Below are 23954 nucleotides of genomic sequence, written 5' to 3' on the forward strand. Positions count from 1 at the left end.
TCCATCGCTTCGCGAGGCAAAGGACTCGCCCGCATCGGTTGCCGTCAGCCGCGGTCGCACGGGCGCTTCGCTCACCTACCAGGTCAGCGTGTGCGTGTCAACGCTCGTCAGGACCCGCGTGACGGAGGCGGTCGGTGGTCTGGAGCGGGCGAGACTGCGGCCATCGCGGCGGATCGCGAGCGACGGCCGGCGCTGCGACCGCGTTGTCCAGGGGCGCCTCGGGTGGCGCTGGAGGCCTTGCCGAGCCGCCCGGGCCCGGCCTGCGGGAGGAGCCTGGGACGCCTCGCGCGGCGGTGGGTGAGGGGATGTCCGCCATCGATGGCTGTTCTGGTCCAGGGTGCTGGCGTGGTGTCCTGGCCCGCGAGCTCTCCGCACAGGGCGCTGAGCGCCACGGCGCGTTGCTCGGGCGCCGAGCGGAGATTCTGCCCCATGAGCGGCCGGCTCGCGCGGTAGCGTGGCGAGATGTCGAGACGATGCATGCGAGTCATCTGGTCTTTGGTTCTTATCACCTTGCCTCCGGGCTGCGCTGGCGAGTCGGGCGATGAGGTGTCGAGCCGTGGCGGAGGCGCGTCGAGCGGGAGCGGGGGAGGGGCGTCGAGCGGGAGCGGCGGCGGAGCGTCGAGCGGGAGCGGCGGCGGAGCGTCGAGCGGGAATGGCGGCGGAGCGTCGAGCGGGAGCGGCGGCGGAGCGTCGAGCGGGAATGGCGGCGGAGCGTCGAGCGGGAATGGCGGCGGAGCGTCGAGCGGGAGCGGCGGTGGGGCGTCGAGCGGGAGCGGCGGTGGGGCGTCGAGCGGGAGCGGCGGAGGTGCCGGCGGGGATCCGGGCCCCGGCGCGTGCGGCGTCACCCGCGACCGTATTCGCATCACCCAGGTCGACGTCGGGGGCCGCGTGATCAACAACGAGGACGAGGCCGCGCTGAAGCCGCTCGTCATCTCGCCGATACCGTCCGGCGGGTCGCGCCTGGCATGGATGGGCGACGACGGGCAGGTCCACGTGCTCCAGCTCGACGCGGATGATAAAGCCGTGGGGCGCTCGTTCGGCTTGCCCGCGAACGACTTCGCCGACCTCCACGCCGACGAGAGCGGCGGCGTGCTGCTGCTCACCCGCGATGCCGAGGGCGGCGGGACGCTGAATTGCGGCACGCCCTCGAACCTGTGCGGAACGCCGCCGTCTCCTGCAATCGCCTGTCACGACATGTACATGGTCCGCTTCGACGGCGAGCGCGCGACCTGGGCGACGAAGCTCACGAGCTCGAGCGCCGCGCTGCCGCCCTACTCGACCGGACCCGACGGGCCCGAGGTGTACATGATCTGGTGGTACGCGCACCACGGCCGCATCGCCTTCGACGGCTCGCGCTATGCGGGCTATTTCGGCGCCGCGATCAGCGTCTCGCAGGGCGGGTGCATCAACATCCACCAGGGCGATCGCATGAAGGTCGTCGACGCGAGCGGCGCGCTGCAGAGGGACGGCTTCGACTGGGGCTGCAGCCACAGCGGTTACGAGCGCATCCTCTGGGACGACAGCGCCCGGAAGTTCGTGACGGTGTGCAAGACCGACAACGACAACCGCATCGCGTTCGCGCCGAATTACAAGACCATCTATCCGGTCGATCTCGCCTACTCGAACCTTGGAAACCTCGTCATGGCGGTCGGCGGCGGATACTGGCTCACGACGAGCAATATCCGCTCGGGCCAGCCGGCGGGCGCGAACGGGCTCGCGGAGGTCCGGCTGCTCCACTTCACCGACGGCGCCGCGGACAAGGACCTCACGATCGCCAGCGACGCGGGCATGAACCACCGCGCTCCGCACCTGGCCGCCTACGGCCGCTCCCGCATGCTCGCGGCCTGGGAGACCACGACGAGGGCCGGCGAGATCGCCCGCAACGACGCGGCGCGCGCGCTGTTCCTGCAGACGCGCGACCGCGCCACCGGCGATGCCGAGGGCGAGCCGCTGGAGGTCGACGTGCTCGGCAATCGTTACCAGGACTTCGTCGCGTTTCCCGACGGGAGCGTGGCCTTCGCCGCGCCCGGCAGCTCGAACACCACGATCCAGGTGCTGCGCATCCTGCCCTGCACGTAGCGCGCGCCGCGCGGGCGACTCGTCACCTCCCCGACGACCTCGGCCGTCGACGACGGGCCGCGAGCCGGCCCACACACCTGGGGAGATGGGCAAATCGACCTTGACAGAACTGTGGTTCATCGCGCCTTCTGGGCACCGCGTCGCGCGTCGTGACGGCGGATCGAGCGGGACCCGTATGCGGCATGGAGTGGATCTCTTCGCGACATTGCAGCTGATCGTGCGACGGGCCATGGCGATCGCGCCGCGGGCGCCGCGCGGCGGCCTGCTCCTCTGCGAAGGGCACCGCCTCGTCTACAGGGCGCTCGAAGGGTTCGACGCGTTCGCTCGGCAGGGGGTGAAGCTCCCGACCGACGCGGGCCTCGCCACCGAGAGCGGCCCGCGCGCCCCGCGCGCGGCGCCCGAGGCGGCGAGCGGGATGTGCGTTGTCGGTGCACATGCGTGGTATGAAGCGCACCTGCCCCTCGCGATCGCGGCAGAGGGCGCGGTGCCCGCCGGCGCGGGGGTGCTTGTCGCGCCTGTCGTCGTCCGGGGAGCGCCGGCAGGCTACCTCGCCTTGGAGCAGGCGACCCTCGAGCCTCCGCAGGGCGAGCGCCGCGCGATGCTCGAGGTGTTCCTGGACGCGGCCGGGGCCGCGCTGGAGCGGCACAGGCTCTATGACGAGAAGGCGAGGCTGGCACAGGAGATTTGCCTTCTCGAGCAGGTGCTGAACGCGGTGGGCACCACGGTGGAGCCGCACCACCTGCTGGACACGCTCGCTCACGGCATCAAGAGCGTGCAGATCGACCAGCAATGGGCCTCGGTGGAGCTGTGGCTCGTCGAGGACGCCGGCGGCGGAGAGGGCGCCGGGGCCGCGTCGGGCGAGCTTTCCGCCCGCGTGTTCCGGGCCGGGCGGTCGGCCCCCATGACGTACTTCCACACCCTGCGCGACGGCGCGGTCGACGCCGCGCGCGGCCTCGGCATCTCCGTGGATTTCCGCCTCGGGCCCCCCGGCGGCCCGGGGGGCCAGCGCGAGATCCTCGAGGACGGCATCCGGCGGGGTGTGGACGGCATCATCATCGCTCCGGGCGCCCCCGAGGAGGCGGAGGAGGGGTTCCGGCGCGCGGCGGAGGCGGGGATCCCGGTGATCGTCGTCGACACGCCGCCGGTGCCGGGCAGCCGGGCCCCGCTTTATATCGGCACGGACAACGTGGCGGCGGGCAGGCTGGCGGGCGAGGTGATGCGGCGGCTGCTGCCGGGCGGCGGGGTCGTGGCGCCGCAGCGGCCCACGAAGGACGCGATCAACACGCGTGAGCGCATCGAGGGGTTTTGCGCGGCGATGGAAGGGCCCGAGTTCACCGTGCTGCCCCCCCGCGAGGACAGCGAGCACGATCAGGAGCTCGGGACGGCGCTCGCGCGGGCGGCCCTCCAGCAGCGGCCGGACATCGCCGGCGCCTTCGGGGTGGCGGTCGGCGGCGGGCCGGCATGGGGCCGCGCCGCGAGGGAGATCGGCAGGGGCGGAGAGCTCAAGATCGTCGCGTTCGATCTCTTCTCCGCGACGGTCGCGCTGCTCCGCCGGGGCGCGATCCACGCGACGATCGTGCAGCGCGAGTACGACATGGGGTATCGCGCCGCCGAGATCGTCCACCGGATGATCACCCGGGGCGTCGAGCCGACGCTCGCGGAGCTGCCGGCCTCGCGCATCATCCACACCGGCGTCGATTGCGTCACCCTCGAGCACACGCCGTGGTCCACGACGCTCAGCGATCACCTCGCGCTCGACGCGGCCCGCCGCGTCGCGAGCCGGCGCGTCGAGGGCGACGCCGCCGACCGGCCGATCGAGGTGCTGTTGATCGGCGTGGCGGCGCGCAGGGAGCCCGTCGTCGAGGAGCGCGTGTCCTTCTCGCCGCGCTCGCTGGTCGGCCGGGTGCTCGACGCCGGCCGCCCGCTCGTGATCGATCCGGCCGGGCACGGCGGGCGCGAGGACGCCTCGCTCTTCCGCGGGCACGCCGGCGCGCGGACGCTCGTCGGGGTGCCGCTGCGGGCGCGGGGCAGCGTTGTCGGCGTCCTCGTCCTGAGCAGCGAGCGTGAGGACGCCTGCGGGAGCGACGACGTGCCGTTCCTCGAGCGCGTGGCCGGCACCGCGGCCGTGGCCATCGAGAACGCACGGCTGTTCAGCCGGATCTCCGAGCGGACCGCCGAGCTGGAGCGGGCCAACGAGCTCCAGGAGTCGATGCTCCGGACGATCCATGAGCTGTCGAGCCCCGTCGTGCCGATCGCCGATGGAATCCTGGTCATGCCCGTGGTGGGCACGATGGATGCCCAGCGCTCGAGCGGCTTCATCGCGTCGCTGCTGAAGGAGATCCACGAGCACGACGCGCAGGTCGTGCTGATCGACGTGACGGGGATGGCGGTGGTCGACGCCACGGCGGCGAACCAGCTCGTCCGGGCGGCGCAGGCGGCGGCGCTGCTCGGCGCGGAGGCGGTGCTCGTCGGCGTGACCGCGGGGGCGGCGCAGATGATGGTCGCCCAGGGCCTGGACGTCGGCGCGATGGTCACGCACGTCGACCTGGCGCGCGGCTTCCGGTACGCGCTGGCGAAGACCGGCGGCCGCATCCTGGTTCAGCGCTGACGGCGACGGCCGCCGATCAGGTCAGCGCGGACGGGCGGCTCACGCCGCGCTCTCGGCCGGCCGGAGCTTGCTCTGCTCCGCGCCGGCGCTCGCGTCGACGCGCGCGGCGAGCATCGGGCGGAACGCGGCGCGGTACGCGAAGGCGAGGTAGAGCTCGAGGGCGAGGATGAGCCCTGTGACCGGGTTCGCCGGCGCGAGGAACGTGTGGAAGGCGACGATGTTCACGACGATGGGCGCGAGGAGCGCGAGCGCGAGGGGCACGTAGCGGTTCGAGAGCAACAGCGCGCCTGCGACGACCTCGGTCCCCTTGACGAGCGGGAACATGTACCCCGTCGCCGCGAGCGCGCCCGCGAAGCTGGCCGCGGCCTCCGGGGCCGGGGGCTGCGGCAGGAACTGCAAGAAGCCGTTGAGCCCGAACACGAAGAACACGAGCCCTTGCAGGATGCGGGCGGCGGTGGGGGCGAAACGCTTGACGTTGTTCATGGTGAGCCTCGCTGAGGTGTGGCGGGCTCTCCCGATCGGAGCGCCCACGCCTTTCCTGATGCGCCCTCGCGACGCCCGGTGCTATCGTGCAACGGCTCAACTCAACGTTGCGCTGGCGCAACCTGGCGAGAGCCCCCGATCGGCGCCGTCCACCCCTCGTGAGGTCCTACCATGCCCAGCCCCCGCGCGGCAGCCCGAGCGCGCCCTGCCCGGGCGCCCCAGCTCGACGAGATCGCGGCGTTCGCCAGGGTGGCGGAGCTCGGGTCGTTCACCGCCGCGGCGGAGCAGCTCGGCGTCCCGAAGTCGACGGTGAGCCGCGCGGTGACGCGGCTCGAGGACGGCCTCCAGGTGCGTCTCCTCCAGCGGTCGCCGCGCGCCGTGGCGCTGACCGAGGCGGGCCGCCGCTTCTTCGGCGACGTGGCGCCGCACATCGCCGGTCTCCGCGACGCGGCGCAGGCGCTGGACGCCTATCAAGGGCAGCCCCAGGGCACGATACGGCTGAGCGCTCCCCCGGATGGTGGGGAGTCTTTCCTCGGAGAGATGCTCGTCGAGTTCGGGGCGCGTTACCCGCTGCTGTCGGTCGAGATCGACATGTCCACGCGCCGGGTGGACCTCTTGCGCGAGGGCTTCGACGTGGCGCTCCGGGCGACGCGCGAGCTCCCGGACTCCTCGCTGGTCGTGCGCAAGCTGCTCGACTCCTACGTGCAGCTCTTCGCTGCTCCGGCGTACCTCGCGCGCCGCGGCCTGCCCCGCGCGCTCGAGGAGCTCGCCGACCACGAGCGGGTGGTGTTCCTCCCGAGCGCCCGGCGCGGCCAGCAGCCCGTCGACGGCGCCCGCGCGGTGCGCGACGCGATGGCGACCGGGCGCCTCGCGACCGACGACTTCCAGCTCATCCGCTCGCTGCTCCGGGCGGGGGGCGGTATCGGGCAGCTCCCGCGCGTCCTCGCCGCGCCCGACCTGGCGAGCGGGCGCCTCGTCCACGTGCTGCCGGAGTGGTCGCAGCGCGCAGGGACGCTGTACCTCGTCTATCCGAGCGCGCGGCACGTGCCGCGGAACGTGGCGGTGTTTCGCGATTTCGTCCTTGCCTGGGTGAAGCGGCTCGCGTGCTAGGGCAGCACGCGCCTGGTCCGCTCGACCTGGGCCGCCTGGCTCAGGGCGCTCCGCTCGTCAGCTGGTGAGGCGGCCAACGGCCGCCAAGCGCTGCTGCGGACCCGCGCGGAGCGGGCGCTTGCGCCGCGCGCTACAATGGGCGCGGTGTTCATGAGGGAGGTCCTGCGCAACGCGCACTTCGTCGTTGGCATAGATCACGCAGCGAAGCTCGTGAGGATCACGCGGTCCGCGGAGCCATTCGATTCCATCGAGCAGATCGAGCAGAAGTGTCGGGAGGTCACCGCGGCGCTCGCCCCGGTGGATCGGACGGCGATGTCGCTGCTCCTCGACATCCGCGCGGCCCCGGGGCGAAACGATCCGAAGTTCGAAGAGGCGACGCTGCGGCTGCGGACGGCCTCGGTGCGCGGCTTCGAGCGCATTGCCGTCCTGGTGCAGACTCCCGCCGGGGCGCTGCAGGTCCGGCGCCATAACCGCGAGGACGGCGTCGACCGGTTGATCAGCGACGATGAAAGCGAGCTGCTCACCTACCTCGCCGAAGCGCTTCCGTCGCGCCGCCGCTGACCGCGGCCAGGGGGCGGCCGCGCGCCCCGCCTCGGCGGGGGCGCCGTCCCCCTCGCGGGTCGCGCCGCCGCCGCAGATCGCCGCCGGCGCCTCGCCCAGCTGGAGCGGCTCGCGCGGCGGCGATGAGGGTGCGCCGAGCGCCCTCACGGCTCTGGGCCGCGCGGAGGGGCCAAATGGCCCGGGATCGAGCCCGAGAAGCGCACGGCGATGACCGCAATGGCGCCGCGGACGATGGCTCGGTGTACCCTCCCGCGCCGTGCGTGCGTTCGAGAGTGCCGTGCTCCACCCGCGCTGGCTCGCAGCCGTCGTCGTGCTCGCCGGCGCCCTGACCGGGGGTGACGCCTCGGCGGAGGTCCAGCGCCTGCGCATCGCGTTCGAGGCGCACGACGGCTGTCCCGGCGCCGGGGCGTTCCTGCGCGAGGTGACCGCGCGCACGGAGCTCGCCCGCGCCGCCGCGGCGGACGAAGCGGCGCTCGACGTGCGCGTGCGCATCACCTCGAGCGCGGGCAGGAGCCGCGGCCGGATCACGCTCGGCAAGGGCGAGGAGGCGCGCGTCCGCGAGGTCGACGGCGCGACGTGCGGCGAGGTCGTCGCGGCCCTGGCGCTCATCACGGCCCTCCGGGTCGACCCCACCGCGTCGCTCGATCCGCAACCGCCGGCCGTCGGGCCGCGCTCGTCCGAGGCCCCGGAGGCTGGCGGGGCTCGGGATGCCGGCGGGGCGGAAGCGCCGGCCGTGGATCCCGTCGCGGCCGCGCCGCCCGCCGCGGAGCCCGCCGCTCCTGCGCAGCCGGCCGGGGCCGGCGGCGTCGCAGCGCCGGGCGCGGGGAGCTCGCCGCAGCTGCCCGCCACCTCGCCGGCCCCACCGGCACCGGCCGCGCGCCCCGCGACCGCGCCGATCCGCCCGCCGCCGCCGGTCGCGGGGGCCTCGCACCCTCCGCGGCCGCGACGGCCCGTGGAGCGCCCGTGGACGCTCGGGCCTCCAGGGAAGCGCGGCGTCCGGGGTCGCCCCCGAGGCGCTGCTCGGCGGGGGGCCCTTCGTCGAGCTGCGCGCCGATCTGGGCCTCGGCGCGGCGTTCCGCGTCGCCGCCGAGGTGGCCGCCACCGGCGCGGTCGACGCCGGGCCGGGCGGCGCTCGCTTCGTGCGCGGGATCGGCCGGGTCGACGCCTGCGCGGACCTCCTCCGCCCGGCACGCCGGCTCTCGCTCGGGCCCTGCGTGGGCGCGGAGGGCGGCTTCCTTCACGGCACCGGGCTGGCCGGCGAGGCGATCTCCGACGTGGAGGAGGGCACCGTCCCCTGGGCCAGCCTCGGGCTCCTCGCGCGCGTGAGCGCCTCGCTCGGGGCCCTCGTGCGGCTCGACGCGCAAGGTGGACCGGAATTTCCGCTGGTGCGGCGATCGTTCATGTTCGAGCACCCCGCGCAGCTCATCCACGAGGTGCCCGCGGTCACGTGGACGCTCCGCGTCGGCGCCGGCCTCTCGCTCTGATCGCCGGCCGCAGGGAGCGACGCGCGGCGAAATTGTGATCCCGGGGGAGAGCCTCGGAGATTGCTACGGCGGGAGGCTTTGTCATGAGGCTCTGGCGCGCCGTATCCTCGCTCTGCTGCTTCGCGGCGCTCTCGCTCGTCGCCCCCGGGTGCGGGATCACGATCCTGGGCAAGGGCACCGACCGCGACGATCAGAGCGGCGGCGGCAGCGGCGCCACCGCCGGCGTCGGGGGGGGATCGGGCGTCGGAGGGGGGGATTCCTGCGTGCCCGGCATCCCGGTGACGTCCCAGATCCCGCGCCTGCTCAACCGGCAGTACGACGCGGTGGTGCGGGATCTGCTCGGCGTGACGACGCTGGAGAGCGCCGGCAACCTCCCGCCGTCTGCGCTCCTCGTCCCCGACTTCGAGGGGGACATGACAGAGCCCGCATGGAACGGCTATCTCGCGGCCGCCGAACACCTCGCCGCCGAGGTGATGGGCGGGCCGAACAAGCCCAGGTTCGTCGCCTGCGATCCGGCGGCGCCCGCGTGCCTGGAAGAGACGATTACCGCCTTCGGTCGCAAGGCTTTCCGCCGTCCTCTGCTCGAAGAAGAGGTGCAGAGCTTCCTGCGGCTCACCGCGGTGGAGCCCCAGGGCTCGCCCGGCGAGATCGCCGAGGCCATCCTCTTCGCCTTCCTCGCTTCGCCCTCGTTCATCCTGCGCCCTGAGCTGGCGCAGGAGCCCGAAGGAAGCGCGATCAAGCTCTCCAGCCACGAGGTGGCGGCGAGGCTCTCGGTCCTGCTCTGGGATTCCATTCCAGATGACCTCCTGGACGCCGCGGCCGACGCTGGCCAGCTCGCCACCAAGGAGCAGATCCTGGCGCAGGCGCAGCGGATGATCCAGGACCGCGAAAAGACGGCGCCGGTCGTGACCCGGTTCCATCGCGCCTATGCGGACATTCGCCCGGGGTCGCGCTGGGGAGCGGTCGACCACGACACGACCCAGTTCCCCGACTACTCCCCGGACGTGGTGGCGCCGATGATGGCAGAGATGGACGCCCTCTTCGAGGAGGTGGCGTTCGAGGGGGGGTCGTTCAAGGACCTCTTCCTGAGCAACGTCGGTTACGTCAATCAGGACACCGCTCCGCTCTATGGGCTCGATGCGGCGGATTACGGCGCGGAGCTGACGCGGGTGGAGCTCGACCTGACCGAGCGGCCGGGGTTCTTGACCCGCGTCGGGTTCTTGAGCTCCTACGCGCGTCATGGCGCCACGAGCCCGATCCTTCGGGGCGCGTTCGTCGTCAACAGGCTGCTCGGGATCAACCTGGCGCCCGTGCCCGGCGCGAGCGAGGCGCCGCGGCCTCCGGGCCCGTTCTCCACGGAGCGTGAGGCCATCGAGGCGCTGACCTCCCCCGCGGGGTGCGCCGGATGCCACGGTACGTACATCAACCCGCCGGGCTTCGTGCTCGAGAGGTACGACGCCGTTGGCAAGGTGCAGACCACCGATCCGCTCGGCGGCGCCATCGACGGGACCGCTGACGTCACCTTTGGCGCCGACGACGTCAAGACGATCACGTCACCCATCGAGCTGATGAACGAGCTCGCCGCCGATCCGGCCGCCATGCGCCGTTATGCCGAGCGGTGGGTCGCCTTTGCCACGGGACGGGAGCCGAACGGGAGCGACAGGTGTGACGTTCACGGGCTCAGCGTCAACCTGCTTGTCGACGGCTATACCATCCTCGATCTGCTCGCCGATCTCACCCAGACGGACTCTTTCCGCCTGCGCGTCGCCGGGAACTGAGGAGGGAATGCGATACGACAAGGAGCCTGTTCGCTCGCCCTCGCGCGAACGGCTGAGCGTCGCTCGCGCCCGCGGCGCCGTGGCGCGTCCCGGCGGCGGGCTCTTCCGGCGGCTTGAGCGGCGGCAACTCCGCGCGTAAGGTTCGCCGATGAAGCTCCCGTTCGACAACACCTACGCCCGCCTTCCCGACCGCTTCCACGCGCGTGTCTCCCCCGCGCGGGTCCGCGCGCCGCGCGTCGTGAAGGTGAACCGCGCGCTCGCGGAGGTGCTCGGGCTCGACGCGGAGCAGCTCGCCTCGCCGGAGGGAGCGGAGGTGCTCGCGGGCAACACGCTGGCCGAGGGCGCGGAGCCGATCGCGCTCGCGTACGCGGGGCACCAGTTCGGCAGCTTCGTCAGCCAGCTCGGGGACGGGCGGGCCATCCTGCTCGGCGAGGTCGTGGGCAGGGACGGCAAGCGGCGCGACCTGCAGCTCAAGGGCGCGGGGCGGACGCCGTTCTCGCGGGGCGGCGACGGGCGAGCGGCGCTCGGGCCCGTGCTGCGCGAGTACGTCGTGAGCGAGGCCATGGCGGCGCTCGGCGTGCCGACGACGCGCGCGCTCGCCGCGGTGACGACGGGCGAGCCGGTCTATCGCGAGGAGGTGCTCCCCGGCGCGGTGCTCGCGCGCGTGGCCGCGAGCCACATCCGCGTGGGCACGTTCCAGTTCTTCGCCGCGCGGGACGACCGCGAGGCGCTGGCCACGCTCGCTTCCTATGCGCTCTCCCGGCATTACCCCGGCGCGATGGGCAGCGGCAACGACGCGCTGGCGCTGCTCGAGCGCGTCGTCGACGCGCAGGCGACCCTTGTCGCGCGCTGGCTCGGCGTCGGCTTCGTGCACGGCGTGATGAACACCGACAACACGTCGATCTCCGGGGAGACGATCGATTACGGGCCGTGCGCGTTCCTCGACGAGTACGATCCCGCGAAGAAGTTCAGCTCGATCGATCGGGGCGGCCGGTACGCCTTCGGGAACCAGCCGCGCATCGCGCAGTGGAACATGGCGCGGCTCGCCGAGGCGCTCCTGCCGCTCCTGGCCGAGGGCGAGCAGGAGGCCGTCCGCCTGGCGACCGAGCGCGTGGAGCGCTTCTCCGCGCTCTTCGCCGCGGCCCACGCGCGCGTCCTGCGGGCCAAGCTGGGGCTCGCGCGCGAGGAGGAGGGAGATCTCGCGCTCGCCGCGGATCTGCTGGAGCGGCTCGCGTCGAACGGCGTCGATTACACGGTCTTCTTTCGCCGGCTGTGCGCCTCAGCGGCCGATCCAGCGGCCGACGCGCAGGTGGCCGCCCTGTTCGCGGAGCCCGGCGCCTTCCGCGACTGGGCCGAGTCGTGGCGCCGGCGGCTCGCCCGGGAGGAGGTCACGTCCGAGGCGCGCGCGAGCGCGATGCGGCTCGTCAACCCGGCGTTCATCCCGCGCAATCACCGGATCGAGGCGCTCATCCAGGCGGCCGTCCTCCGTGACGACTTCGAGCCGTTCGAGACGCTGGTGCGGGTGCTCGAGCGACCGTACGACGATCAGCCGGAGAGCGCGCATCAGAGCGAGCCCCCGCAGCTGGACGAGCGCGTGCAATACACGTTCTGCGGGACCTGACCATTCTCGGACAGCGCGTCATCTCAGGGAGTCGGCCATAACGGTCGGTCACCAACGTGAACGTGAACGTGAACGTGAACGTTAGGATGTGGGAGAACGCGGCGCGAAGCTTGGTTGACGCCTGGGAGGCTGGCGGACGGTTCGGACGTGTGATAAACTACGGTTTCTTCGAGCGCTCGGGCGGCAATCACCCTCCAGGAACCGGCCCCCATGAGTCAGAGGAAAGGCAAGCCGCGCCCCGCGTCAGGAAAGAAGGCCCGGCGAGACGCCCGCAAGGACGGCGCGGGCCGCGTGCATCTCACGGTCCTCCGCGACCCCGCGAGCGGGCATGAGCGCGTGGCGCTCAGGACCCCGGTGTTCCGGGAGGCGTGGCAGAACGACATCGCGGCGGCCGCGGCGAACACGGCCTATTCCGCTCTGCGCGCGGAGCCGAGCGTGGAGGGCGCGGTCGAGCTGGCGCGGGACGCGATGGCGGCCACGTCGCGGCTCGCTGCGGGGCTCCTGGCGCGCGCGCCCGATGGCGCGGTGGCGTGCAGGGCGGGCTGCGATCACTGCTGCCATCAATCGGTCGGGGTCACGCCGCCGGAGGCGCTCGCGATCGCCGACCACCTGAGGTCGACCCTGTCCGACGCGGAGCTCGCGCGTGTGGCTCAGCACGTGTCCGGGTGCCACGACAGGACGCGGGGCCTGCCCTCGGCAGAGCGGTTTTCGCCGGACCACCCCTGCCCCTTCCTGCGGTCGGGGCGGTGCTCGATCTACGAGGTTCGACCGCTCTCCTGTCGAGGGATGAACTCGCTCGACGCGGGAGAGTGCGCGACCAGGCTGCGGGACCCCGAGGCGCGCGCCGCGTTCCTGGCGCGGGGCGTGGGGGGCCGCTCGTTCATGGAGCCCATTCGCGGCGTCCACGCCATCAGCGCCGGCCTGCAGCTCGGCCTCTCCGAGCTGTTCCGCCTCGACATGCGCCCCCTGGAGCTGACGGCGGCGATGCACCTGCTCCTGAACGGGCCCGACTCGCTCGCCGACGCGTGGATCCGCGGGGAGCGGCCGTTCGAGTCGGCGCGCAGCGCCGACAAGGCGACGGATCCCGGCCTGGGCGAGCTCATCGCAGCGGTGGGTCTCGCGCCCGGCCGGGAGCCCTGAACGGCTCAAAGCGGGGTGCAGGTTCGTGGGATACGGGCTCAGCCGCTAGGCAGGCGAGTGAGGCGTACGTAAATCTCAGGATTGATCCTATTTCCCCCACCTCCCTCGCGGCGCTCCAGCCCTGGACGAGGGTGAGGAGCTGCTCGTAGCCACGGCCCAGGGTCTGCCAGCCGGGCTCGCCGAACTCGAGGATCGTGTCGTGCAAACACGCGGCGCCGTCACCGCTGGGCATGCACTTCAGAAAATTCTTCTTGAGCGCGGGGTCCGCCATCACCTGCGCGGCGATCATCTCGGCCACGGCCCTGTAGGCGCTTCAGCCCAGATCCGTGAGGCTCCCTGCCTGGTCCGTCGCCAGCAGCGTCGAGGGCGCGACATTGCCGGAGGCCGTCATGTTCGCTTTTCCGCTCAGAGGAGCTTGAGATAGGCGACCATGTCCGCCTCTTCCTGGGCGGTCAGGGTCGTGCGTCCCCCGAGGATCGGGGCGGCCAGGATCGGGGCGGCCTCGAAGGCCAGCTTGTAGTGGTGAATGACGTCCTCCAGCGTAGGGGCCGAGTTGTCGTGGAAATAGGGCGCCGTCTCGTTGATGCCCCAGAGGGAGGTCGTCTTTCCGTCCCCCAGGACGTCCAGGGTGCCAAAGACGAGAGCGGCGCCCGGATCGGCGGCGAGCATCGAGAAGACGCCGTTCTCGAGCCTCGGCTGGTAGACGGCGATGAGCGGGAAGTACAGGTCCGGATCGGAGCAGAGGAGGCCGCTCCCGTCCGACGGGCAGGCCATGGCGTAGCGACGCATCGGGTTCGGCGTCGGCCGCACCTCCGAGGTGCCGAGGACCTCGCCCGAGAAGCCGGTCAGCACGCCGGTGATCCTGGTGAACGCCCCGAAGGGGAACTGCTCGCTGCTCGTGTTCAGCATGGGCCCGCTGTGGCACTGGCCGCAGACGCCGTTCGGGAGAAAGTGCTTGCGCCCGCGCTTCTCGGACGGCGTGTGGCCGCGAGGCAGCTTGGGCTCGGGCCCGCCGTGCGCGTAACGGCGCAGCTCTCGCGAGCTGAACAGCGTCCGCTCGTAATCGGCGATCTTCTCGAGCTGCCGCCGCGTGGGCGTGACCGTCGGCTCGAAGTGCGTCAGGATCGCGTTCGCGGCCTGCGTCTCGAGGTCGGGCTCACGGGCATCGAACGTGATGAGCGGATCGAGCGCGGGCGAGTTCTTCACGGAGGGGACGCCTCGGAAGAGGGTCACGCTCGTGGCCGCGGGGTCGTCGTAGAGCCAGACGTTCGGGGGCAGCGGGAACTCGAAGCGGATCGTGGCCTCGTTGAGGAGCCGCGTGTAGCTGTCGCCGACGCCGTCGTCGCTGTCGATCGGGCGGAAGAGGGGATCGTTCGGGTTGGCCGCGTACCGCGCCTGCACGTCCGCCGGGGAGATCGTGCCGGTCTCCTCGCTGTGGCAGGTCACGCAGCGGCGCCCGTTGCCGCCGAAGGTCGCTCTCTCGAAGAGCTGCTCGCCGCTCTGGGCCCGGTGCGCCTGGGCGGCGACCGCGACGAGCTCGCCGGAGTCCCACTCCTCCTCCCCCGCGCAACCCGCGGCCCCCAGCAGCGGGATGAGGAGGAAGAGACAGGCCATGAACACGCCTTGATGAGAATTGAATATGTGATTCATAAACCCTCCCTGATGATGAGTCTGACAGGGGAGCGTCGCCCGGAGCGAACACGGTGTCGTGATCGCGCCGGTCGAGGTACGCGCGCGTGAACCGCGCGCGCAGCCATCATGTTTGATCTAGATCACGGTGATTCGGGCGTCCGCGCGAGGTTGCGGCGCGCCGCGAAGAGGACCCCCGGGTGACCTCGCAAGTTTCAGAAAAAACGAATCGATCCCCGGCTGTCAAGGGAGCTCAGCCGTGCACGATCCGTTTGCCATGGTGTGCGTGTCCGTGGGGTTCAGGTCGCCGATGCGCGCCGGGTGCCGCCGCTGTGTGACGCCGCGTCGCCTGCCGGACCGAGGGAGCCTCGAGCGCCTGGTCAGTCCAGGAGCCTGTCCCATCAACGCGTGTTACCCTGCGACGGTGGCCATTGAGTCGCAGCTTACAGTCGACGCGCTCGAGGCGGGCGTGATCCACGTACATGCCTGTCGCGCGCCGGAGCTCCGCCCGGTGCAGCGCGCCGCCGTGCACACCTATTCGGTCCTCGCCTTTCACCTCGGCGGCCGGATGCGGGTGGAGCACCGCGGCGAGCTGGAGCTGACGGCTGGCCAGGTCCACCTCATCCCGGCCGGCGATGCCCACCGGTGGCTCACGGCGAGCAAGGTGGATCTGCGCGGCGTGGCCTTCTGTCGCTCGTGCCTCCCTCAGGATCGTTTTCAGGAGCTGCTCGCCCCGCTCGATCGCGTCCGGCGCGGGGCTTTCCCGGTCGTCGAGCTGCCGACCAGCAGGCAGCCCCACGTGCTCGGCCTGCTCGAGGAGCTCGAGCGCGAGCTGTCGCGGTCCTCGGGCATGCTGCCCGTCGTGGCCGAGAGCCTGCTCGGGCTCGTGCTCGCCGAGATCGTGCGCGCCGCCCCGCGCGACGCAGCTCCCCCCGAGGCCCCCTCGATCGTCGCCGAGGCGCTCGCCGTGATCGAGGCGCGCTGTCTGGGGCCGCTGACCCTCGGTGAGGTGGCCCGCGCGGTGCGCCGATCTCCCGCGTACGTCACGACCGCGGTGAAGCGGTCGACGGGCCGCTCCGTGGTGGCGTGGATCCTCGAAGGCCGCCTCGCCGAGGCGCGGCGTCGCCTGCGCGACACGGACGAGCTCGTCGAGATCATCGCCGAGCGGGTCGGTTATGCCGACGCCAGCCAGTTCAGCCGCCTCTTCCGACGCCGCCACGGCGTGGCCCCGGCCGCGTGGCGCGCCCGCGAGCGCGCGCTGCCTCGCCCTGGGTGATCCGTCCGGCAGGCCTGTCGCGCCGAGCGCGCCCTCTGGCCGGTTCGAGCGCCGTGAGCCGTCGGGCGCGGCCGCCGGGCGGCCTTGCAGCGAAGTTGCCTTCGTCGATCGCGTGGGGCATCACCCCCGGCCCCCGAGCAGGTCGGCGCGCCGCCGCGCGGGTCGCGGCGGTGGGCCGTTTGGAGCGGGGCCGAACGAGAGGAGAACAACGATGAGCTACGTCGACGGTTTCGTTGTGCCCGTGCCCGCGGGCAAGAAGCAGGCTTATCGCGATCTGGCCGAGAAGGCCGCAGCGGTGTTCAAGGAGCACGGGGCGATCCGCGTCGTCGAGTGCTGGGGCGACGACGTGCCCGACGGCAAGATCACCGACTTCAAGGGCGCGGTGAAGGCGGAGGAAGGCGAGGTCGTCGTCTTCTCGTGGATCGTCTGGCCCTCGAAGGCGGTGCGGGACGAGGGCAACAAGAAGGTGATGGAGGACCCGCGCATGCAGATGAACAACGAGGACTCGCCCTTCGATGGAAAGCGGATGATCTACGGCGGGTTCGACGTCCTCGTCGACGTCTGACCGGGAGGCGGCGGTCCGCGAGCCCGCCCCCCCGCTCAGGGGGCCCAGGGCCGGTTACGGCGAGGCGTCGATGGGGTAGGTATCGATGACCGCATCCCAGAGGTCAACGTGGTGGACGAGGCTCACGGCAAAGTGCGCCTCGTCCAGCTCCACGAGGATGGGGTCGGACTCGTCCCAGCTCGCACTGGCGAGGACGGCGGCCACGCAGCCGGCAGCGAGCTCCTTGCGGCCTGCATCGTTGAGCGCAGAGACGCTGGCGCGAGCCCAGCCGGTCCGAGCGTCGAGCAGCAGAGCGACAGTCGCGGACGGGAACGCGCGCTCGAGGTGGGGGAGCGCTCGAGAGGCGGCTGACGGATCACCGAAAGGGGTGGCGATCAGGACGAAGAACTCGGAGGCACGGGGGGCGCCCTGGAGCGCGGCGCTGTAGCGAAAGAACTGAGGGCTGTGCTCGACGCCAGGGACCGGAAGCATGACGAAGCGGCCCGCCGTGACCTCACCCGCCCCAGGATGTCCGGGCGGAACGAGGAACCCGTCCTCGATCGGCTTCACCTGGACCGACACGCCGTGCTGGCGCGCCGCGCGCGCCGTCACCCCGGGCCCCGCAGCGCCTCGGCCAGCGCCTCGACCAGCGCGCGCACGGGGAGCGAGGGCGACCGCTCGCCGAGCAGCTCGAGCACGTCCTCGTCGTCCTCGCCGCACGAGAGCTGCACGGCCGCGACCACGGCCCCATCGCGCTCGACCGCCAGGTCGAAGATCCCCTCCTCGTCGCTCACCGGCGCGCCGAGCAGCGCCGACAGCCGGCGGCCCAGGAGCTCGGCCAGGGGCTCGTCACCGTCGAGGCCCGCCTCGCCGGGGTCGATGGTGGCCTGGACCGCGCGCGTCGGCGCCCCGCTCACCTCGGCGCCCTCGCGATCGAGCCGGAAACGAAAGCCACGCGCCTCGAAGAACCCCGTCGTCACGCGCGCGATCAAGGCACGCCGCGGGGGCGCCGGCAAGCAGGGCGGGTAATCCACGCCCATTCAGCGCGCCGCGTACTTCATGACGAACGAGGGGTACCGATCGCCGACGATCGCGCCGCCGCGCCACGAAGTGCGCGCCAGGGCTCGGCGCCGTCGCGCCGCTGAGCAGCTCGTCGGCGAGCACGCGGTAGGCGACGATGCCGATACCGAGCTCGCGCGCGGACAGGCCGCCGGCCGCGTAGACGACACGTTGCCGGCGGCGGCCCTCGCGACGATGCTGCTCGCCGTGCTGGACGGCAGCAAGGCGATCCGGCTGCGCGATCCAGCCGTCGACGGCGGCCACGCGCGCGAGATGCTGCTCGCGCTCGTGTCGCGCGTCCTCAGCAACCGGGCCACGTCGCCGGCCACAAGCTCCGCGACGGCAGATGACAGACCGCGGTAAGGCGCCGGTACGGATGGGCTACGTCAGTCGTCGGATACCGACCATAGCCAGCGCGCCGCCAATCGCAATGGGGAGAAGCAGTTGCCATGTGAACTCGGGACGTGTCTCCCTCGTCGCGTTGATATAGAACGCTATGCCGGCAATCAAGGTGATGACACCCCCAAGGATCAGGCAGAAGTAGGCACCAAGCCTCTGCCAGATGGAGAGACTCGGCTTTGGCGCAGTGGCCGCCGGCGTGAGCTGGGGTAGTGCCAGACGCCGCAAGGCGACGAATGCGGTCGGAGCTCCGATCCACAGGAGACCGTACTCTCCCAAGAGCGGTATCCGAGCGAGCGCGCCAGCCACTGCGAGCCCGAGGAGCGCCGCTGGCACATCCCAGAAGTGTAGCGTCGGGTTCCTTGGGTTTCCGTTTGCCATGTCGATCTCCCTGCCAGATGTCATTCTGGTACGAAAAGTCGATCCGGAGCCGGAAGCCAGGGCGAGTGGCGCCGACTCCATCAACTCGCCCACGAAGCATGGGGCGATGCCGGAACCGAGCGCCTCGCGGCGCAGGTGAGAAGGCGTCGACCGAGCCCGCGCCCGGCGTCTCACCCGCCCGCACCACGGAGCCCCGCCTCGGTGACGGCCCGCTCCACGCGGTCGGGCGACCATGCGCCGGCGTGGCGCGTGAAGAGCGTTCGTCCCTTGAACGCGCGGCCCGCGAGCTCCGCGGGCATGTCGGGCCAGCGCGCGACGAAGCTCCCCTTCGGCGCCCCCTTGCGCGCGGCGACCCAGGGAGGCGCCCCGCCCTCGATCGTGAACCAGTCGATCACGCGCTCCACGTCCTGGGCCGCCTCGAGCCGCCCGATGAGCTTCGTGCTCGTGTTGCCGAACACGTTGTAATCCACCGATCGAGGGCTCTGGGTGCACAGCAAGCAGCCCACGCCGTACTTCCGGCCCTGGGTGAAGAGCCGGATGAGCGGCTGCTTGGCGGGCGGCTTGCTGCCGCCGGCCGGGATCCAGTCGCGCGCCTCGTCGATGTAGAAGAGCAGGTTCACGCCGCCGGAGGTCGCGTCCACGGTCGTGATCATCCAGCGGTACAGCTCGGTCGCGAGGGCGGCGAGGAAGAAGTGCTTCTCGTCGTCGTTGCTGAGCGCGTTCAGGTAAACGACGTTGAGCGGGACGCGCCCCGGCTTCGAGGGCCGGAGCAGCTCGGTGAAGTCGAGGCGCGTCCCTCCCGAGAAGAGCCGCGCGGACGGGCCCTGCACGAACGTGTTGAGCTTGCGCGCGAGCCGCTCGCGCTCGGACTTGCGGATCAGGCTGTCGACTTCGTCGATGCCCAGGTCCTCGGGTGCGGTGACGGCGGCCACGATGTCCCTCAGCCGGACCGGCGCCGCGCGCGGCAGGTGCCGCAGCACCTGGTAGAGGAACGTGCGCTGCGACTCCTCCTCGCCGCCGCACGCGCAGAGGCTGACGAGGTTGGCCGCCACCGCCACGAGCAACCCCTCCTCCTCCTCGGCGCGGAGCGCGGGGTTCGCGATGTGCGAGAGCTCGCCCGCGCTCGGGAGCCGCAGCGGGTCGAGGCAGAGCCGCTGGCCGTGCGACGACCCGGGCGTGAGGATGCGCGGTTCCATGCGCTCCCTCAGCTCCTCCCAGGCGCGGTGCAGCTCCGCCGGCACGTCGGACGGCGGGCGCGCTTCCATCATCTGGACGAGATCGCCCTGGGGGTCGATCGCGACGACGGGGACACCGGCGCGCAGCGCCTCCTCCGCGATGACCTTGGCCATCCACGTCTTGCCGCTCCCCGCCGCGCCGACGACCGAGACGTGCGTCCGGAGCACCGCAGGGTCCACGCAGACGGGCGAGCCGCCGTCGTCGAAGCCGAGGAGCATGCCGGTGACGCTCGCGGTGCGGGCCTCCGGCGGCCTCGCTCCCGGGTCGAGCGCAGCTGGGGTCGAGCGCTCACCGCCCGGCGGCGCGTCTGCCGGCCTGGCACCGCCTGGCGGCGCCTCCGCCGGCCTGGCGCTGGTACCGCCCGGCGGCGCCTCCGCGGGCGCCCTTCGCCCGCGGCCGCGCGCCGGCGCCGGCGCCGGCTTCGGGCGCTCGACGGCCGGCTTCACGACCGCCAGCGCCTCGTCGAGCTCGGGATCGTCCTCCACCATCGGCTCGTCCGCCGCCGGCTCGTCCGCCGCCGGCGCGCTGGCCGCGGCGGGCTCGCGCCCCTCCGGCACTCCGCCGCCGCGCGTGGCCTCGAGCGCCGTCCAGCGCCTGTCCCACGCGCCCACGTCCTTGTGGCCGAGCTGCGCGACGCACGCCCCGGAGCGCTCGTGCTTGCAGCCGCCGCAGTACGCGCGGTCGCCCGGCGGCGCGAGCCCGCCCGCGCCCACCGCGTGGTCGGACCAGGCCACCATGCTGGCGATGAGCTCGTAGACCTTGCCGCGCTTCGCCTCGATCTCCTCCCAGCGCGCCTCGCGGACGCTGCGCGTGGGGTGCAGGTAGAACACCGCCACGTCCGGCCGGGTGCCGTGCTGGTGGTGGTGCATCAGCGCGTACGTGAAGATCTGGAAGAGATCGCTGTTCGGGGAGGTCGCGGGCGTGAGCTTGTAGTCCACGATGCGGTGCTTCCCGAGCCGCGGATCGAAGTACACGTAGTCGATCGCCCCGGTCACGTGGACGTGGACGTCCTCCCCCACGTGGAACGTCACGTCGACCCGCTTGCGCGAGTCTCCGAAGAGCTGCGCCCGGAGCTCCGCCGCGGGCAGGCCCGCCGCCCTCGCGTGCGCCGCGAGCCGCGCGAGCTCCTCCATGTAGCGCTGGACCGCGGAGATGAAGCCCAGCCGCAGCGGCACCGGGCGCGCCGCGAGCGCGTCGAGGTTCAGGCAGGAGGCGTTGAACCAGCGCATCAGCGCCTGCTGGAGGCCCGGGGCGTCGCCGGCGGCCTCCAGCGCCGCCAGCACCTCGTCCGAGCTCGCGGCGGCGGCGTTGAAGCGCTCCACCGCGGTGTGGAACAGCGCGCCGCAGCCCGGCGCCTCCCCGCCCTTGCGCCAGATGCGGCTCACGACCGTCCGCCCGTCCTGCCGCTCGGCCGTGGCGCGCGCGTCGAACCAGTGGAGCCTCGGGCACGTCGCCGCGACGCGGAGCTGGGTCACGTTGACGTGAACGAGCCTCACTTCTTGCCCCGCAGCTGGACGAAGAGGTCGTCGTCGGTCGCGGTCGCGTGGACGTGGCCCTCGTCATGGAGCGCCTGCGCCGTCTTCTTGATGTGCGACCACACCTCCGGGAAGCGCCTCTCGTGCAGCTTCTTCCGGCTCGCGAAGATCTGCGCGAGCTCCTTCGCCATCAGGCCGAGGCGCCACGACAGCTCGGCCATGATGTGCTCCCGCGTCTGCTGCGGATCCCACGCCGGGGGCGGCGTCGAGTCCCCGCCGCCCTTCACGATCTCCTCGGTGAGCAGCTCGCGCAGCAGCGGGTGCGCGAGCAGGAGGCTCTGGCGCTCGAAGGACGCCATGACCTCGGCCTCGGTCACCTTGCGGTACTGCCCGCGCGGGTGCTCGATCTCGAGGTCGTGGCTCCTCGCGGCGCCGAGGAGCCCGACCAGCGAGTCGAGCTCCGCGTGCCCGGCGAAGTCGAGGTGGAGGTGGAGGAAGCGCTGGCGGCCCAGCTTGCAGAGCGCGTCGTACGCGGCCTTGCCGGCGCCGCCGAGCCGCAGCGGCCGGCGCTCCTCGTCGGTGACCAGGATGCGCTTGTCCGTGTGCTTCGTGTCCTCGACCATGCGCTGGAGCGGCAGCCGCGCGCCGTGCCCGCTCGGCGCGCAGAGGAACGTCACGCCGGTGGTCACGATGACCCCGTCCGCGCGCTTCTCCTTGGCCACGAGGTGGTGCGCCGGGGCGGCCTTGCCGCGCCTCTTCGCGGTCGCGTGCTCGACGCTCAGGAGCGTCGAGGCGCCCTTTCCGGCGCACCTGGCGAGCAGGTGGTGCGTCAGGCTCGCGAGGTTGTCCTCGTCGGGCGGCAGCGACGCCTGCTGCAGCCGGCGGCGGGTCGTGCCCTCGACGAGCTTCTTCTTCACCTCGGCGTCGATGGCGTCCTCGAGCCTCCCGTCCGGCTCCTTCGTCCCGACCTCGGGGCCGGGCCACTCCTTGAGCCAGCGCTTGCCGCCGACGGCCGCGAGCCGATCCTGCTGCGCCTCCCAGCGGTCGCGCGCCCAGAGGATCGCGTCCCGCGGCCGGAGCTCCTGCACGCCGTCGAGGCGCCGCTCGAGCCACCCGCTGCCGAGCGGGAAGAGCCGATCGCGCTTGCGCGCGGCGTTGAGCTCCTCGATCTCCTTCTCCTCGAAGCCGGAGAGCGCGGCGTCGAGCCGCCCCTCGAGGATGGCGCGGGCCTCCTCCGGCGAGACCATGTGCAGCTCGAGGATCCGCTCGGCGATGCGGTCCCACGCGGCCGCCGGGATCACCTCGCCGGTGCGCAGGGAGAGCATCGACTGCTTCACGCCCGAGACGATCACGACGAGGTGCTTCGCCCGGTCGAGCAGCGCGTGCGCGTACGACATCAGGGCGCGCACGGCCTCGGCGTCGAGGTTGTCGATCTGGTCGAGGCAGAGCACGAGCGGGAGCTCGGCGAGGGCGCACAGGTGCGCGAGGACGTGGAGGACGCGCTCCACCGCGGCGTCGTCCGCGAGGGCGAGGCCGTCCTCTCCGGCCGCCTGGTCGAGCAGGCGGGCCTCGTCGGGCCCGAGGGTCTCGCCGGAGAGCCAGAGCACCGCCGCCTGGGCGCGCTTCTCGGCGCCGGCGTCGCCGAGGCTCGCGTGCGACGTCCCGGTGAGGAACGCGTTGAGCACGGGGATGACGGCGTTCTGCGGGTCGATCTTGGCGCCAAGGCGGGCCAGCGCCTCCTTGCGCGCCTCGATTTCCTTCGGGCCCGTCATCATCCTGCGGCCCTTGAGCGCGCCCGTCCGGATGACGGCGCGGTTGAGGACGGTGTAAAGGCGCGACTGCGTGTAGTCGCTGCCGCGGTGCCCCGCGAGGTCGCTGACGGTCGCGTTGAGCACGTACCGGAGCATCCGCTCGGGCGAGGCGAGGATGTTGTGCAGGTAGACGACCGTCGCCCTGTCTTCCCCGGCCCACTGGAACAGCCGCGCGAGCAGGTGGCTCTTGCCGACGCCGGGCGCGCCGATGAGCAGCGCGCCGATGCTGATCGGCTCCTTCGCGGCGTCCTGCACGACGCGCACGAGCTTGGTGAAGGCGCTCTTGTGGATCGACTCGACCGTGGCTTCGCCGCCCCCGACGTCGGTGATGCGGTGGCTGCGGAACGGGTTGGTGCCCCGGACCGCGGCGAGGAAGCGCTCGAACGTCGGCTCCTCGCTCATGCGTCGTCCCTCCGCGCCACGTAGACGAGCAGGTTCCCGGCCTCCATGATGCCGGCGTCGCGCTCCGCCTCGGCCATCTGGTGGTGGCGCCCGTCGGACGGGTCGAGCGAGTAGCGCCGCTGCCGCCGGAGCGCGGCGAGCTCCTCGTCGAACGTGGCGCGCGGGATGTCCGGCAGCGCGGTGCGGAGCGCGTGGAGCGTGACGTAGTTGAGGCGGCCGGAGGCGCGGTCGAGCGAGGAGAAGGCGGCGTCGAAGCGATCGGCGAAGGAGATGGCCGGCGCGCCGGGGCCGCTCGGGGCCGAGGTGCCGGGGCCGTTGGAGATCGCGTTGCCGGCGCCGTCGGGGGCCGCGCGGCGGGCGGCGCCGTCGGTCGAGGCCGCGGCGGGTCGCGCCGGCGCGCCGGCGGCCGGGAGGACGGCGTCTTCGAGGAAGAAGAGCAGCGGCTTCTTCCCGGTCAAGGCGCCGATGGTGCGGGGGAGCCGGCGCTCGGCGAGGCGCTGAGCGAGCGCCGCCTTGAACGCGCGGCCCAGCGGAGACACGAGGCCCTTGGGGAGCTGCGCCAGGTCGACGGCGGGAGCGTCGGCCGTCCGCGCCGACTGGAGCTGCACCTCCAGGAGCCGATCGGACTGCGCGACCGCCTCCAGGTCCTCCGCGAGCAGCACCAGCGTGGCGCTGGGGGCTGGCTTCTTCTTGCCTCCCGCGGCGCGGGAGAGCAGCAAGCGCGCCTTCGCTTCCTTGGTGTTGAGCGCCTTGCTCGTCACCGCGAGCGTGTCACCGGCCAGCTCCGTCAGCCGCTCGAGCGTCGGCGGGTACGACGCGCCGCCGAGCTGCTTCTGGGACTCCAGGACGCCGAGGAGCTTCGGCACCGGCGAGGGCGG

At 72.5% G+C, this 23954-nt stretch carries 19 protein-coding genes; 11 read left to right on the top strand and 8 right to left on the bottom strand.

Translation table 11 applies throughout. The annotated features are described in order from the left end of the window. Positions 1–477: 477 nt before the first annotated feature. On the top strand, positions 478–2079 hold the full coding sequence (locus ACSRUE_RS21170) for a hypothetical protein (RefSeq protein WP_441292566.1): 1602 nt from the start codon (positions 478–480) through the stop codon (positions 2077–2079). A gap of 187 nt (positions 2080–2266) precedes the next feature. Continuing rightward, positions 2267–4687, top strand: coding sequence for a substrate-binding domain-containing protein (locus ACSRUE_RS21175; RefSeq protein ID WP_441292567.1), 2421 nt, complete (start codon positions 2267–2269; stop codon positions 4685–4687). A gap of 39 nt (positions 4688–4726) precedes the next feature. On the opposite strand, the gene ACSRUE_RS21180 is transcribed toward ACSRUE_RS21175, so the two are convergent. Next, positions 4727–5170, bottom strand: a complete 444-nt coding sequence (locus ACSRUE_RS21180; RefSeq protein ID WP_441292568.1) for a DoxX family protein — start codon at positions 5168–5170, stop codon at positions 4727–4729. 171 nt (positions 5171–5341) lie between these two features. Here ACSRUE_RS21180 and ACSRUE_RS21185 point away from each other — a divergent pair, with 171 nt between their 5' ends. The 6 genes from ACSRUE_RS21185 (at position 5342) to ACSRUE_RS21210 (ending at position 12864) form a co-directional block, all read left to right on the top strand. Next, a complete protein-coding gene (locus tag ACSRUE_RS21185; protein ID WP_441292569.1) occupies positions 5342–6280 on the top strand; it encodes a LysR family transcriptional regulator in 939 nt (312 codons plus the stop codon). Between the two features lie 312 nt (positions 6281–6592). Then, complete coding sequence (locus ACSRUE_RS21190) at positions 6593–6841, top strand: hypothetical protein (protein ID WP_441292570.1); 249 nt, start codon at positions 6593–6595, stop codon at positions 6839–6841. Positions 6842–7548: 707 nt separating this feature from the next. Beyond that, positions 7549–8325, top strand: coding sequence for a hypothetical protein (locus ACSRUE_RS21195; RefSeq protein WP_441292571.1), 777 nt, complete (start codon positions 7549–7551; stop codon positions 8323–8325). A gap of 83 nt (positions 8326–8408) precedes the next feature. Next, positions 8409–10103, top strand: coding sequence for a DUF1592 domain-containing protein (locus ACSRUE_RS21200; protein ID WP_441292572.1), 1695 nt, complete (start codon positions 8409–8411; stop codon positions 10101–10103). A gap of 148 nt (positions 10104–10251) precedes the next feature. Then, the gene (locus ACSRUE_RS21205) at positions 10252–11724 is read left to right on the top strand and encodes a protein adenylyltransferase SelO (RefSeq protein ID WP_441292573.1); all 1473 of its coding nucleotides are present in this window, start codon (positions 10252–10254) and stop codon (positions 11722–11724) included. Positions 11725–11934: 210 nt separating this feature from the next. Continuing rightward, positions 11935–12864: a YkgJ family cysteine cluster protein gene (locus ACSRUE_RS21210; RefSeq protein WP_441292574.1), complete on the top strand. Its 930-nt coding sequence runs from the start codon at positions 11935–11937 to the stop codon at positions 12862–12864. Positions 12865–13269: 405 nt separating this feature from the next. Here ACSRUE_RS21210 and ACSRUE_RS21215 read toward each other — a convergent pair whose 3' ends face one another. After that, positions 13270–14478 (bottom strand): hypothetical protein, encoded by a 1209-nt coding sequence (locus ACSRUE_RS21215; protein ID WP_441292575.1) that lies wholly within the window; start codon positions 14476–14478, stop codon positions 13270–13272. Positions 14479–14962: 484 nt separating this feature from the next. Here ACSRUE_RS21215 and ACSRUE_RS21220 point away from each other — a divergent pair, with 484 nt between their 5' ends. Next, positions 14963–15769, top strand: coding sequence for a helix-turn-helix domain-containing protein (locus ACSRUE_RS21220; RefSeq protein ID WP_441292576.1), 807 nt, complete (start codon positions 14963–14965; stop codon positions 15767–15769). Between the two features lie 211 nt (positions 15770–15980). Beyond that, positions 15981–16334, top strand: a complete 354-nt coding sequence (locus ACSRUE_RS21225) for a DUF1428 domain-containing protein (protein WP_441292577.1) — start codon at positions 15981–15983, stop codon at positions 16332–16334. Between the two features lie 54 nt (positions 16335–16388). On the opposite strand, the gene ACSRUE_RS21230 is transcribed toward ACSRUE_RS21225, so the two are convergent. Beyond that, positions 16389–16925, bottom strand: a complete 537-nt coding sequence (locus ACSRUE_RS21230; protein ID WP_441292578.1) for a hypothetical protein — start codon at positions 16923–16925, stop codon at positions 16389–16391. Next, entirely contained in the window at positions 16922–17353 is a 432-nt protein-coding gene (locus ACSRUE_RS21235) for a hypothetical protein (RefSeq protein WP_441292579.1), read from the bottom strand. The genes ACSRUE_RS21230 and ACSRUE_RS21235 overlap by 4 nt, the downstream gene beginning before the upstream one ends. A 19-nt stretch (positions 17354–17372) precedes the next feature. On the opposite strand from ACSRUE_RS21235, the gene ACSRUE_RS21240 reads away from it, so the two are divergent. Beyond that, positions 17373–17735, top strand: coding sequence for a hypothetical protein (locus ACSRUE_RS21240; RefSeq protein ID WP_437943070.1), 363 nt, complete (start codon positions 17373–17375; stop codon positions 17733–17735). Between the two features lie 18 nt (positions 17736–17753). Here ACSRUE_RS21240 and ACSRUE_RS21245 read toward each other — a convergent pair whose 3' ends face one another. The 4 genes from ACSRUE_RS21245 to ACSRUE_RS21260 all read right to left on the bottom strand — a co-directional run bounded on the left by ACSRUE_RS21245 (position 17754) and on the right by ACSRUE_RS21260 (position 23942). Continuing rightward, positions 17754–18152 (bottom strand): hypothetical protein, encoded by a 399-nt coding sequence (locus ACSRUE_RS21245; RefSeq protein ID WP_437766015.1) that lies wholly within the window; start codon positions 18150–18152, stop codon positions 17754–17756. A 170-nt stretch (positions 18153–18322) separates the two neighbouring features. Beyond that, positions 18323–20884, bottom strand: coding sequence for a helicase HerA-like domain-containing protein (locus ACSRUE_RS21250; protein ID WP_441292580.1), 2562 nt, complete (start codon positions 20882–20884; stop codon positions 18323–18325). Further along, a complete protein-coding gene (locus ACSRUE_RS21255) occupies positions 20881–23076 on the bottom strand; it encodes a hypothetical protein (protein WP_441292581.1) in 2196 nt (731 codons plus the stop codon). Before ACSRUE_RS21255 ends, ACSRUE_RS21250 begins: the two co-directional genes overlap by 4 nt. Beyond that, positions 23073–23942 (bottom strand): hypothetical protein, encoded by an 870-nt coding sequence (locus ACSRUE_RS21260; protein ID WP_441292582.1) that lies wholly within the window; start codon positions 23940–23942, stop codon positions 23073–23075. Before ACSRUE_RS21260 ends, ACSRUE_RS21255 begins: the two co-directional genes overlap by 4 nt. Positions 23943–23954 lie beyond the last annotated feature (12 nt).

This window comes from Sorangium sp. KYC3313, assembly GCF_052075895.1.
Lineage (GTDB): Bacteria > Myxococcota_A > Polyangia > Polyangiales > Polyangiaceae > Sorangium > Sorangium cellulosum_B.